The sequence below is a fragment of the Nocardia africana NBRC 100379 genome (assembly GCF_001612635.1).
GTDB classification, from domain to species: domain Bacteria; phylum Actinomycetota; class Actinomycetes; order Mycobacteriales; family Mycobacteriaceae; genus Nocardia; species Nocardia africana.
Genome location: NZ_BDAV01000004.1, coordinates 175,279 through 188,513, shown reverse-complemented (window position 1 = coordinate 188,513; position 13,235 = coordinate 175,279). Strand labels below are relative to the sequence as shown.

The following is a 13,235-nucleotide window of genomic DNA, read 5'->3' as shown; positions in this document are numbered from 1 at the left end:
GGACGCATTTAGTACGGGCGCCGCAAAAGTTATCGGAATGCTCGCGGTCTTCGGACACTACTCGGGAGTTCGGATCGGGCGGTTCGGATAAAGAGATCGGTGCGCGGGTACCCGCCCGCCGGGCCGCCTAGCGCTCGGAGCAGGGGTTATTGCACACATAGCGATGTATGCATATGATGACGAGCGAAGCGACGGAGAGGAGTATCGGGCATGGGCGCCGGACATACACACGGCTCGGGCAGGGGGCACGCGCACAGTCATGCGCACGCCAGTCCCGACAGCGATCGGCGCTGGCTCGCCGGGGCGCTCGCGGTCATCGTGATGTTCCTTCTCGGCGAGGTGGTCGTCGGTGTGGTGGCCGGTTCGCTGGCTCTGCTGTCGGACGCCGCGCACATGCTCACCGACGCCGCCTCGATCGCGTTGGCGCTGTGGGCGATTCGGCTCGCGGCGCGTCCGCCGGCCGGGCGGATGACCTTCGGCTGGAGGCGGGTCGAAATCCTGTCCGCGCAGGCCAACGGCTTGACGCTGCTGGTGTTGTCGGCCTGGCTGTGCTACGAGGCGATCCGCCGCCTGATCCAGCCGCCGTCGGTCACCGGAGGGCTCGTGCTCGCCACCGCGCTCGTGGGCGTGGTCGTGAATCTCGCGGCCACCTGGATGATTTCGCGGGCCAATCGCAGCAGCCTGAATGTGGAGGGCGCGTTCCAGCACATCCTCACCGATCTCTACGCCTTCCTGGCGACGGCGGTGGCCGGAGTGATCATCATGGTCACCGGATTCGAACGCGCGGATGCGATAGCGACCCTAGTGGTCGTCGCGCTGATGGTCAAGGCGGGCATCGGCCTGGTCCGCGCGTCGAGCCGGATCTTCCTCGAGGCCGCCCCGGCCGATATCGATCCGGCGGCGGTGGGTGTGGGCATGGCCGCCCGTGACGGGGTGGTCGAGGTGCACGACCTGCACATCTGGGAGATCACGTCGGGGTCCCCGGCTCTCTCGGCGCACGTGCTGGTCGAGCCCGGCCGCGACTGTCATGCGGTGCGTCAGGATCTGGCGCAGTGGCTGTCCGCCGACCATCACATCGAGCACGCCACGCTGCAGGTGGATCACGCACAGCCCGAACTGATCGAACTCGGGGCCGGGCCGAGTGGCCACTGCGCCGAGTCACACGGCCACGCGCATCGCTCCCGGGGTGTCACGCACGCCCACGAATCCGGTAATCGGCACTAACCGGACACCCGGCCGGACCGGCGCAAACGCTCCCGGGACATCGGGTGGATACTGGCTGCCGTGGGATGGATCGACACGCCGCTGACCGTGCAGTCCGTCATCGAGGAATGGCGCTGGGACACCTCGACGATCGTGGTGACCGCCGCGCTGGGGCTCGGCTACGGCCTGACTCGCCGGCGCGCCGATCGGCGCGGTCGCTCGGCGTCGGCGGGACGCAGCTGGGCGTTCGGCGCGGTCGGCCTCGGCGTGTGGTTGCTGACCGGCATCAGCGTGATCGGCGTGTACTCCGGCACCCTCTTCTGGATGCGGGCACTGCAGATCCTGCTGCTGCTCTACGTGGTCCCGTTCGGCCTGGCGACCGGGCGGCCGCTGACGGCGGTGCGGGATTCGCTGGGTTCGTCCGGACAAGCGAGGATGAACCGCGTGCTGGCCTCGGCGCCGGCGCGGGTGGCGACCTATCCGCTGGTTTCCTCGATCGCCATCCTGGCCACCCCCTGGCTGCTGATCCTGACCCCGTGGTACGACGCCGTGCTGCGGCACGGGGTGGTCGACGCGCTCACCCGATTGCTGTTGGTCGCCGTCGGATTCCTGTACTTCTATTCGCGGCTGCAGACCGATCCGGTCCCGCACCGCTATTCGCAGGCCCTTTCGTTGTTGATCACGGTGTTCGAGTCACTGGCGGACGGCGTGCTGGGGCTGGTGCTGTGGTTGGGGCCGCTGGTCGCGGTGGACTACTACACCGAGGTGGGCCGGACGTGGGGCCCGGACCTGCGCATGGATCAGATCATCGGCGCGGGCATCATCTGGGTACTCGGCGACGTGCTCGGCCTGCCCTACCTGCTGACGCTGATGCGGTCGTGGGCCGCCGACGAGCGCCGCAACGCCGCGCGGATGGATGCCGAACTCGATGCGGCCGAGGAAGTCTCGACCCCACCGACCGATGCGGGCGCACGGACCGTACCCGCGGCGACGACGGCGACCGCGGAGGCTCCGGTCCAGAGTGGTCTGTGGTGGGAAAACGATCCCGTACTGCGCGACCGCTTCCGGCGCTGACGGACCGCCCGCCCGGCCGGCCGCCGTTCCGCGCGCCGGCCGGCCGACCGCCCTCGGATCTCGCGCACTCAGATCTTGCGGATCACCGTGACGACCTTGCCCAGAATCTGGGCGTCGTGACCGTCGATCGGATCGAACAGCGGGTTGTGCGGCATCAGCCATACCTGGTTGCCGGTGCGCTTGAACGTCTTGACCGTCGCCTCGCCCTCGATCATCGCGGCTACGATATCGCCGTTGTCGGCGACGTTCTGCTGACGGACCACCACCCAGTCACCGTCGCAGATCGCCGCGTCGACCATCGATTCGCCGACGACCTTCAGCAGGAACAGCGAACCCTCGCCGACCAGTTCGCGCGGCAGCGGGAACACGTCCTCGACGGCCTGTTCCGCGAGGATCGGCCCACCGGCGGCGATACGGCCCAGCACCGGCACATAGGTGGGCGCCGGGGTCGCCTCGGAGGTCTCGGTCGCCACCGCGCGCAGCACCGGCGCGGCACCGGCCGCCCGCACGGCGGTCTCGTCCAGGCCGCGGACGTCGACCGCGCGCGGACGATTCGGATCGCGGCGCAGATAGCCCTTGCGCTCGAGTGCCCGGAGCTGATGTGCCACCGACGAGGTGGAGGTCAGTCCGACCGCATCGCCGATCTCGCGGATGCTCGGGGGATAGCCGCGTTCGTTCACCGAGGTCCGGATGACCTCGAGTACCTTGCGCTGGCGGACGGTGAGATCCGCTCCGTTACCGGGGGTTTCGGTGTCACCGGCCGGCGCCGGGGCGCCGTCGGGGGAGACCGTGCCGCTTCCGGCCGCCTCCTCGTGTCCGACCACCGTACGTTCGCTCACGCTCGCCGTCCTCCGTTCGTCTGTCTGCCGGGGCGTGTGTCTGTCGGGTTCTGCCGGCTTCGGGTTCTGCCGACGCCGCCGGATCGCGTGTTTCGAATGTAGTCCGCCCGCGGCCAGGTTTCAAACATCTGTTCGACGCATGTCGGCGTGGCTGGTGACTTTGTCGGTCCGGCGTGGTAAGAATTCGAACATCAGTTCTTCGAACACATGAGCGAATACGCCCCTACTCTCATATCCCTGTGATCCAACCGAGTGCTCGTCGCAGCAGTCATGGAGGTCGTCAGATGCGTACCGCGGTCGATGAATTCAGCACGATCGGCAGCCGGACAGGTTCGGCCGGCAGTCCCCCCGTCCGCACTGTGCGGCCGGTCCGGCGTCACGCCCGGGCCGACCTCCGGCGTCCTCGCGGCCTGTACCGCCCGCATGTCGTCGCGGGCTACGACCGGGTGCCGGCTGCCCTGCCTGCTCGCGGGCCGCATCCGATCCAGCGGGTGGAACAGGCGCGAATCGGACTCGCGACCCTCGCGGCGACCGCCCTGCTCACCGCCGCCGCGGTCTGCGGGCTCCTGGGAGTGGCGCAGCTGCGCGATACGGACAGTCCGGCGTCCACGCAGACCGTCCAGGTGCAGCCCGGGGAGTCGATGTCCGACCTCGCGGAGCGGGTGGCGCCGGGAGTTCCGGTGCGCGACACGGTGGCCCGCATCGTGGAGCTGAACGGATTACGCGGCACCGAGGTGGCCGCCGGACGCACACTCGTGGTCCCGGCATCACGATAAACCGTGGTCGTGGGCCTGGGATGTACGCGAATCCGCGTGGCCGGATTTATTGATCCAGTACTGAAACATGTTGCTACTCTGCTCGGAATGTGATCGGGGCTACATTCGCCGCCAATGAACTTCGAGGACGAGGCATCATGGTGCACACCCTCCATCGGGCGCTGCCGCGACTGTTCGCACGCGCGGCCGCACCGCTCATCTGTTTCGTGATCGCCTGTGCCGCGGCACCCGCGGTGCACGCGGAGGCGGGTTACACCGCATATCTGGACATTCCCGTGGTGAACGGGGCGGGGGAAAGCGCGGGTGGGCTGAATCCCGATCTGCCGCTGAATATTTCGCAGCTGCACACGGCGCTGGACCAAGCCCGCGCCGACGGAGTCGCACCCCAGCGGTACGCGGCACTGCTACACCAGTATTGGCTGGCGGTGGCGACCGCCGATGCCGATATCGACCTGGCCGGTTGGGATCCGATCCGGGGAGTGGCCGCGAATTCCCGCACCTTCACCCAGGTCTACGTGAACTACCTCCGGCTGACGACCGCCCACCCCGAGTTCTACTGGACCGGACTGGCCGGGCTCGCGGGCGGCTCGTTCGCCTCCGGCTTCTTCGACATGAGCGATGTGGCAACGATTCTCAGCGTGCCGGGTATCCACCAGCTCGGCGACGCGGTCGCGGATCTGCTGCGCGCCACACCGGCGCCGCTGGTCGCCGCGCTGCCCGCCGACATCCGGCTGCTGGCGACCGAGGGGCCGCGGCTCACCGCCGAGGATCTGGCATGGTTCCAGACCCGCCTGATGATCATGCAGAAACACATCTTCCTGGACCAGGTGCCGATGCACGAGGCCTATATCGCCGGCGGGTTGCCCGCGATCGAGGAGATGTACGCCGCCGGTGTGCTCGACGACAACGCGGTGCAGGCCTGGCGTTCGCTCGCCACAGGAACGGTCGCCGGGTACAACGACGCGCTGATGCGGATGACCGATCGCGAACAGAATCGGATCATCGCCGATCAATGGGATGTGACGTCGGGTGGGCGGGGCGCGATGGGCCGGGTGATGACCTACGTGAGCACCGTGGCGGCGAAGCCGGCGGTGCCCGGCGTGCGCGCGCCGGGTGTGTTCGCGCCGACCACCGTATCAGCGCAGGTCGACGGTCGCACGATGACGCTGCGGACTCCGTTACCCGACTTCAACTGGGCCGACCGCGACCCGCGCTGGACCTACATCACCGGAGATCTGGTGCCGTGCTACGAACGGATGCAGGCCGCTCCGGGAATGGCCCGCCAGGTGCTGTCGGTGCCCTTCGCCGGTGATCTCGCCGCTGGGCGATTGCTGAATCGGCTGCCGGATCTGCTCACCGACCTGACGAGCCAGTGGCAACTGACGGCGTGAGCGGTCCCGGTCGCGGGTCCGCATGGGCCGGGGCGAACGCCGTCCGGGTATCCTGAAAGACGCTCAGGACATACGTGGTGAGTGCGGCTGTATCGGCGGAACAGGTCGAGGGCAGGCAGCTCGTCGCGAACCGACGCAGGCATCGACGAAGGATCCCGGATGCATTGCCCGTACTGTCGGCACCCGGATTCGCGGGTGGTCGACTCGCGTGAGGCCGAGGAAGGCAGCGCGATCAGGCGCCGCCGCGCGTGTCCGCAGTGCGGGCGCCGCTTCACCACGGTCGAGACCGCGATCCTCTCGGTGGTCAAGCGCAGCGGTGTCACCGAACCGTTCAGCCGCGAGAAGGTGATTCGTGGCGTCCGCCGGGCCTGCCAGGGGCGTGAAGTCGACGACGATGCGCTGAACCTGCTCGCCCAGCAGGTCGAGGACGCGGTGCGGGCGAAGGGCTCTCCGGAGGTGCCGAGCCACGAGGTCGGTCTGGCCATCCTCGGGCCGTTGCGCGATCTCGACGAGGTCGCCTACCTGCGTTTCGCCTCGGTCTACCGGTCCTTCAGCTCCGCCGACGATTTCGAACGCGAGATCGCCGATCTGCGCCGCCACCGCGCCGAACGATCGGTGACCGCCGGCGCCGACTGATCAGCGGGGCCGGGTGCCGGCGGGCGCCGCGCCGATGCCGTCGATGACCTTGATGATTCGCTTGGCGGACACCGGATACGGCGTGCCCAGCTGCTGGGCGAACAGGCTCACCCGCAGTTCCTCGATCATCCACCAGATCTCGGTGACGTCGGCGGCCGTGCGACGGGCCTCCGGGAGACGGTCGAGCAACCGCGCGTAGGCGCTGTGCACCCGGTCCAGTTCGGCCGCGCCGTGGCGATCGCGATCGGCCGAGGCGGGCAGCGCGAGCAGTCGTGCCTCGGCGGCGTGCAGATACCGCGGAATCTCGCGCAGCCGGGCGCTGCCGAATTCGCTGACGAAACCGGCGAAGACCAGGTCGTCGAGCTGCCCGGCCACATCGTCGGCGATATCGCGATCGGTGGTGTCGGTCAAGGCGGTGCGCACCCGGTGCGCGGCCGCCAGCACCGGAACCACCAGCGCGAGGATGCGCGCGACCGCACCGGCGAACTGCGGTCGCACCTGCTCGACCAGCCGAGTGAACTGTTCGGGGCTGCGTACCGGGCCACCGTGTGCGGCGATCAGTTCGTCGGCGGCGCACGCGCGGCAGTCGTCGAGCAGCGCGTCCATCGATCTGTACGGGTTCTGGCTCAGCGCGAGGCGATCGGCGGCCGACAGCCCCGAGGTGATCGAGCGGTGCGCGGCCGGCATCTCGCGCAACAGCAGCGCCCGGGTGCCGGTGCGCATCGCGGCGCGCTGTGCCGCCGGCGAGGACAACACTCGCACCGCGACCCCGTCCCCCTCGCGAACCAGGGCGGGATAGCCGGTGATGGTCTGGCCGCCGACCTCACGCCGAACGGTCTGCGGCAGGGTGCCCAGCGTCTGCGCCGTCCACACCGTCGCCGGCGCCTTCTCGGCCGCACTCGTCGCCTTCGCGACCGACTGCGAAACCTGCTGGGCGAGTTGAGTTTTCAATGCGGCGAGGCTCTTGCCGCGGGCGAGGTTCGCGCCGTCCGGGCCGATGACAGCGAACGTCATCCGCAAATGATCGGGCAGAGCGCCGGGATCGAGGTCGGCCGGTGCGATCGCGGTCGACGCCAGTGCCGACAGCTCACGGGCCAGTCCGGTACGCAGCGGTTCCGCGCGCGGGGTCAGCCGCGCCAACGCGGCCTTCGCGAAGTCCGGCGCGGGAACCACACTGCGGCGCAGCTGTTTCGGCAGCGTCTTGATCAGTGCGGCGGCGAGTTCCTCGCGCATACCGGGTACCAGCCAGTCGAAGCCCACGGCACGCACATGGGCGAGCTGAGCGACCGGGATGTGCACGGTCACGCCGTCGTCGGCCTGCCCCGGCTCGAACTGGTAGGTGAGCGGGAAACTCAGTTCGCCCTGCCGCCAGCTGTCCGGGTAGGCGGCCGGATCGAGCTGGGCCGCTTGCGCGTTGACCACGGTGGCGGCCGAGAAGTCCAGCAGGTGCGGATCCTCGCGCTCGGCCTTGCGCCACCAGCTGTCGAAATGCCGCACCGACACCACGTCGGCGGGGATGCGCTGATCGTAGAAATCGAACAACACCTGGTCGTCGACGAGGATGTCGCGCCGACGCGCGCGATGCTCCAGATCGGCCACATCGTCGAGCAGTTCGCGATTGCGGTGGAAGAACCGGTGCCGGGTCTGCCATTCGCCCTGCACCAGCGCGTGCCGGATGAACAGTTCCCGCGACAACTGGGGGTCGATGCGGCCGAAGTCGACGCGGCGCTGGGTGACCAGCGGAATGCCGTAGAGGGTGACCCGCTCGTAGGCCATCGCCGCGCCGCGCCGCGAGGACCAGTGCGGTTCGGAGTGGTTGCGTTTGACCAGATCGCCGGCGAGCCGCTCGGCCCATTCGGGCTCGATCCGCGCGGCCATCCGGCCCCACAGTCGCGAGGTCTCCACCAGTTCGGCCGCCATCACCCAGCGCGGCGGCTTCTTCGCCAGGGCCGAACCGGGGAAGATCATGAACTTCGCGCCGCGCGCACCGAGGAACTCACGCGATTCGGCCTCGCGGACCCCGATATGCGACAGCATGCCTGCCAGCAGGGCGCGATGGATCGCATCAGCGTCCCACGGCAGGGCTTCCGGATTCTGTTGCGGCGCGATCGATTCCGCGGCCGACCAGCCGAGGCTCTTCGTGATGGTGCGCAGCTGGCCCTGCAGATCCTGCCATTCCCGGATGCGCAGGTAGTGCAGGAACTCGTCGCGGCACAGCCGCCGGAACTGATTGGACGACAACGATTTCCGCTGTCCGCGCAGATAGTCCCACAACCGCAGATAGGCGAGGAAATCCGAGCCCTCGACGCTGAACCGGGCATGTTTGGTGTCGGCGGCCTGCTGGAATTCGGCCGGGCGTTCCCGCACGTCCTGGATCGACAGCGCGGCGACGATGACCAGCACCTCGGACAGGCAGCCGTTCGCCTCGGCGGCGACGAGCATGCGCGCCATCCGTGGATCGACCGGGAGTTGGGCCATCTGCCGTCCCACCGCCGTGAGTGCCAGCTCGTCCCCACCCTCCGGCGCGCGCACGTGGCCCCCGGTGGCGCCGTCGCTGCCGCGGCCGCGGCGCCGGCGCCCGTTGCGAGCGGGTGCGGCCGCCTCGGAGGGACGCCCGAGCGCGCCGAGCTCCAGCAGCAACGCGATACCGTCGCGGATCGCCCGCCGGTCCGGCGCCTCGACGAACGGAAAACTCTCGATGTCGCCCAAGCCCAGCGCGGTCATCTGCAGGATGACCGCGGCCAGGTTCGTGCGCAGAATCTCCGGTTCGGTGAACGCCGGGCGCGCCTCGAAGTCCTCCTCGGAGTAGAGCCGGATGCAGATACCGTCGGCCACGCGTCCGCAGCGCCCGGAGCGCTGCCGTGCGGAGGCCTGGGAGATCGGCTCGATCGGCAGGCGCTGCACCTTGGTGCGCATCGAATAGCGGGAGATGCGCGCGGTGCCCGGATCCACCACGTAGCGGATGCCCGGCACGGTGAGCGAGGTCTCGGCCACGTTGGTGGCCAGCACCACACGACGTCCGGTGTGCGGCTGGAAGACCCGATGCTGTTCGGCCGCCGACAACCGCGCGTACAGCGGAACGATCTCGGTGCGCGGCAGTTTCAGATCGCGCAGCGTGTCGGCGGTATCGCGGATCTCGCGCTCACCGGACAGGAAGACCAGCACGTCGCCGTCGCCCTCGGCGAGCAGTTCGCGGACCGCGTCGCCGATGGCATCGGTCTGGTCGCGAGCGTCCCCGGCGCCGGCGCGCCCGCTCGGCCGGGCGCGACGCGGCGCCGGCTCCTCCGCGAAATCGTCCTCGTCGTCGGTGTCGGCCATCTCCGGAGCCAGCGGGCGATACCGGATTTCGACCGGATAGGACCGCCCCGACACCTCGACGATCGGCGCGGGCTCCCCGGAGCCCGGATCGGCGAAATGGCGGGCGAACAGGTCGGGGTCGATGGTCGCCGAGGTGATGATCACCTTGAGATCCGGACGCTTCGGCAGCAGCGACTTCAGGTAGCCGAGCAGGAAGTCGATATTGAGACTGCGCTCGTGCGCCTCGTCGATGATGATCGTGTCGTAGCGGCGCAGCAGCCGGTCGCGCTGGATTTCGGCCAGCAGGATGCCGTCGGTCATCAATTTGATCAGGGTGCGATCGGACGCCTGATCGGTGAAGCGCACGGTGTAGCCGACCACGTCGCCGAGTTCGGTATCGAGTTCGGAGGCAATGCGTTCGGCCACCGTGCGGGCCGCCAGCCGCCGCGGCTGGGTGTGGCCGATGGTGCCGCGGATCCCACGTCCGAGTTCGAGGCAGATCTTGGGGATCTGCGTGGTCTTCCCGGAGCCCGTCTCACCGGCGATCACCACGACCTGATGGGCGGCGATCGCCGCGGCGATATCGTCGCGATGGGCGGAGACCGGCAGCTGTTCGGGATAGCGGATCGCCGGGACGGCGCCGCGGCGCGTCTCGATACGAGCCTGAGCGGCGGCGATCTCGCGCTCCAGCCGTTCGATCTCGCCGTCGTCGCCGTGTGCCTTGTCCAGCCGTCGGCGCAACCGGTGTTCGTCGCGGAGGGAGAGGTCGGCCAGGCGAGCGCGCAGCTCGCGGGTGGTGGCAGTCGAGGTCATTGCATCGACCAGCGTAGCGAAACCGGCCGTCCGGCCCGTTCCCGCGCTGGTCGGGGCACCGGACGGTGAAGATAACCGAATCGTTGCTATCGGATGATCTTGGTTCCGGCGGGAGGCCGGATATGTCACCATCGGGTCATGACTGCTGGTTCCGGAACACCGATGTGGGTCCGTGGACTGCGCGTGATGTCGGTGCTGCTGGGCATCGCCGCTCTGGTTCGCGAGGGCGTGCACGCGGTCGTGACGACCGCGTCGAAGACGCTGCGCCGGCCGTTTGCGGTGGAGTCCGCGACGAGGCAGCGTTCGTCGCCCGTCGGATCCGTCTAGACCCGGAAGACTGTCCGTGCCGCCGGATTTCGCCGGCGGCTGGAGGGGCCGTGTCCGTGACCGGGGCGGCGGTGGTGAAATCGCCTGGCGTGCCGACCGGTATGCGAGGATCGTACGATGATCGCCCGTGCGGGAACGCCGATATGGATCCGGATCCTGCGGATCGCGTTCGGCGTGCTGGGAAGTGTTGCGCTGCTGTGGATTCCGCTTCGCGCGGGTGGATCGCCCGGATTCTCGCTCGGCAACTACGTCAGCTACTTCACCATCGAATCCACTCTCGCCGGCGTGGTGGTTCTGCTGATCGGCGGTCTGCTGGATCCGGCGGCACGGCGCTGGCAGGTGGTGCGCGGCGCGGCCACGCTGTATCTACTGATCACAGGGGTGGTCTACGCGATGCTGCTGGCGAACATCGATGTGATGCTCACCGACAAGTGGATCAACGACACACTGCATCGCATGCTGCCGGTCGTGCTCGTCGCCGATTGGGTTCTGGTGTCGGCGCGGCTGCGGGTCTCGGCCGCGTTGATCGGCGGGTGGCTGATCTATCCCGTCGTCTACTGCGGCTACAGCCTGGTCCGCGGCGAGATCGTGGACTGGTATCCGTACCCGTTCCTGGACCCGCGGGTGCAGGGTTATCCGTCGCTGCTGATCGGGGTGGTGATGCTGACCGCGGTGATCACGCTGCTGGCGATCGCGGTGGCGTGGCTCGGGTCGCTGCACCACCGTCGCGAGGCGCCCGTCCCGGTCTGACCCGCGGTTGCCGGTAGATTGCGCGGGCTGGGCGACCCGGCCTCTCCCGGTGTCACGCGGGTAGTCTGGCGGCGCGGGCGATCGGGTATGCCCATCGCCATCGGACGACGGGAAGAGGAGCCGAGCATGGGTGCGCTGTGGCACGGATTCGCGGATATGGGCGCGGTGGAGCGCGACGGCGCCTTCGTGGTCGCCCGCGGTGAGGGCGCCTACATCTGGGACGAGGCCGGGCGGCGGTATCTCGATGCGACGGCGGGGCTGTGGTTCACCAACGTCGGTCACGGTCGCCGCGAGATCGCCGACGCGGTCGCGTCGCAATTGTCGACGCTCGCACACTATTCGAACTTCGGCGATCTCACCGCGCCGGTGACGCAACGGCTGGCCGAGCGGTTGTCGGAGCTGGCGCCGGTGCCGGGCAGCAAGATCATGTTCACCTCCGGCGGCTCCGATTCGGTCGACACCGCCGCCAAACTCGCCCGCCGGTTCTGGCGGGAGCAGGGCCGTCCGGACAAGACGCTGCTGGTCGGCCGCCGGCTGGCCTATCACGGAATGCACGTCGCCGGAACGGCGCTGGCCGGCATCGAGGTCAATCACGAGGGCTACGGCGAGCTGATGGCCGATACCCGCACGGTGGAGTTCGACCAGGCTCAGGCGCTGCGGGCGCTCATCGACGAGGTGGGCGCCGAGCGCATCGCGGCGTTCTTCTGCGAGCCGATCATCGGGGCGGGCGGGGTGTATCTGCCGCCGGAGGGTTATCTCACCGAGGTCCGCCGCCTGTGCCGCGACAACGACATCCTCTTCGTCGCCGACGAGGTCGTCACCGGCTTCGGGCGGATCGGCGGATCGTGGTTCGCGTCCACCCGATTCGGGCTCGAACCGGATCTGATGACCACCGCGAAGGGTCTGACCTCCGGCTATCTGCCGATGGGCGCGGTCTTCGTGGCGCCGCGGGTGGCCGAGCCGTTCTTCGGTGGTGGCGTGTGGTTCCGCCACGGCTACACCTACGGAGGCCACGCCGGATCGGCCGCCGCGGCCATGGCCAATCTCGACATCATCGAACGCGAACATCTGCTCGACGCCAGCAAGAACATCGAATCGCTGCTGCACGAACACCTCTCGCCGCTGGCCGGACATCCCCGCGTGGCGCAGGTGCGCAGTGGGCTGGGCGCGGTGGCCGGGGTGCAGCTCGCCGACCCGTCCGAAGGACCGGCCATGGTGAAAACGCTACGCGCCGAAGGGGTTTCCACCCGAGCCGCCGGACAGGGCGCGCTGCAGATCTCACCGGCGTTCGTCATGACCGACGAGCAGATCGCCGAGCTCGCGGCGGCGATAGGCCGCGCGCTGGGCTGAGCACGCGCTCTGCCCGTCGGCTGCCTCTTCGGTGCCATCGGACCGCCGGACGGGCGTGTCCGTCGCCGCGCCGTGCGAGCATGGTGCGAAGGCGAACGCGTCGCGGCGGAAGGTGGTGGGGTGTGGGCTCTTTCATGACCGAGCACGAGGTGGTGCGCTGGGGCGTCATCGTGGCGTTCGTCGCGGCAGCGGGGATCGTTGCCGGGCGGCACGTGGCGGTGCCGGTGCCGCCGGGGCGATCGAGCGGCCGGTCGCCGGGACGGTGGCCGGGCGAGGCCGACGCACACGAATCCGATGCGGCGCACCTGTTGATGTGCCTGGTCATGCTCGCGATGCTGCTGTTCCCCGTGGCTGCCGCGCCCGATGCGATCCGCGGGGTGCTCATCGCCATGATCGTCGTGTACGCGGGCCTGTCGATTGTGCGCATCGCGCACTGGCGCGCGGCAGCCGGTGGCGACGGGGCCGAATTCCGCCTCCCGGCGGTGGTCTACCACCTGGTCGCGGCCGCGGCGATGCTGTGGGTGATGGCCGGCCACCACCACGGTACGGGGCATCCGGATGTGGGCGGTGCGGACGGACCGCCGGTCGTCCCCGCCTCGATCGTGGCCGCCCTGTTCGCGCTCGACGGGCTACTGCTGCTGTTCCCGCGGACGAGAACCGCAGTGCGGCACAGTATTTCGCATCCGGCAGGCGCGCCGGGCGCACTCGGCGCGTTCCCGCACGTGGTGATGGACCTCGGGACCGCCTATATGTTGATCGCCGCCGTCGCCTGATCAGAG

Annotated in this window: 11 protein-coding genes; 9 read left to right on the top strand and 2 right to left on the bottom strand. The window is 69.1% G+C overall.

The genetic code is table 11. The features are described 5' to 3' along the window. The first annotated feature begins 210 nt into the window (after positions 1-210). Both NA3_RS04785 and NA3_RS04780 read left to right on the top strand, forming a co-directional pair. Positions 211-1,224: a cation diffusion facilitator family transporter gene (locus NA3_RS04785; RefSeq protein WP_062962334.1), complete on the top strand. Its 1,014-nt coding sequence runs from the start codon at positions 211-213 to the stop codon at positions 1,222-1,224. Between the two features lie 69 nt (positions 1,225-1,293). Next, positions 1,294-2,277, top strand: a complete 984-nt coding sequence (locus NA3_RS04780) for a cytochrome c oxidase assembly protein (RefSeq protein ID WP_062962410.1) — start codon at positions 1,294-1,296, stop codon at positions 2,275-2,277. A 68-nt stretch (positions 2,278-2,345) separates the two neighbouring features. Here NA3_RS04780 and lexA read toward each other — a convergent pair whose 3' ends face one another. After that, positions 2,346-3,116: a transcriptional repressor LexA gene (gene lexA / locus NA3_RS04775; RefSeq protein WP_062962333.1), complete on the bottom strand. Its 771-nt coding sequence runs from the start codon at positions 3,114-3,116 to the stop codon at positions 2,346-2,348. Positions 3,117-3,400: 284 nt separating this feature from the next. On the opposite strand from lexA, the gene NA3_RS04770 reads away from it, so the two are divergent. The 3 genes from NA3_RS04770 to nrdR all read left to right on the top strand — a co-directional run bounded on the left by NA3_RS04770 (position 3,401) and on the right by nrdR (position 5,919). Further along, a complete protein-coding gene (locus NA3_RS04770) occupies positions 3,401-3,892 on the top strand; it encodes a LysM peptidoglycan-binding domain-containing protein (protein WP_062962332.1) in 492 nt (163 codons plus the stop codon). 137 nt (positions 3,893-4,029) lie between these two features. After that, on the top strand, positions 4,030-5,283 hold the full coding sequence (locus NA3_RS04765; RefSeq protein ID WP_062962331.1) for a hypothetical protein: 1,254 nt from the start codon (positions 4,030-4,032) through the stop codon (positions 5,281-5,283). A 159-nt stretch (positions 5,284-5,442) separates the two neighbouring features. Beyond that, the gene (nrdR, locus tag NA3_RS04760) at positions 5,443-5,919 is read left to right on the top strand and encodes a transcriptional regulator NrdR (RefSeq protein ID WP_030517264.1); all 477 of its coding nucleotides are present in this window, start codon (positions 5,443-5,445) and stop codon (positions 5,917-5,919) included. Here nrdR and hrpA read toward each other — a convergent pair whose 3' ends face one another. After that, positions 5,920-10,029, bottom strand: coding sequence for an ATP-dependent RNA helicase HrpA (hrpA, locus tag NA3_RS04755; RefSeq protein ID WP_062962330.1), 4,110 nt, complete (start codon positions 10,027-10,029; stop codon positions 5,920-5,922). It abuts the gene before it with no gap. A 138-nt stretch (positions 10,030-10,167) separates the two neighbouring features. Between hrpA and NA3_RS36660 the strand changes: the two genes are divergently transcribed. From NA3_RS36660 to NA3_RS04740, 4 genes are all read left to right on the top strand, one after another. Then, a complete protein-coding gene (locus NA3_RS36660; protein WP_128145361.1) occupies positions 10,168-10,356 on the top strand; it encodes a hypothetical protein in 189 nt (62 codons plus the stop codon). Between the two features lie 117 nt (positions 10,357-10,473). Beyond that, complete coding sequence (locus NA3_RS04750; RefSeq protein ID WP_062962329.1) at positions 10,474-11,106, top strand: Pr6Pr family membrane protein; 633 nt, start codon at positions 10,474-10,476, stop codon at positions 11,104-11,106. Positions 11,107-11,232: 126 nt separating this feature from the next. Continuing rightward, on the top strand, positions 11,233-12,456 hold the full coding sequence (locus tag NA3_RS04745; protein WP_062962328.1) for an aminotransferase family protein: 1,224 nt from the start codon (positions 11,233-11,235) through the stop codon (positions 12,454-12,456). 134 nt (positions 12,457-12,590) lie between these two features. Next, positions 12,591-13,229, top strand: a complete 639-nt coding sequence (locus NA3_RS04740) for a DUF5134 domain-containing protein (protein WP_062962327.1) — start codon at positions 12,591-12,593, stop codon at positions 13,227-13,229. Positions 13,230-13,235: the final 6 nt, after the last annotated feature.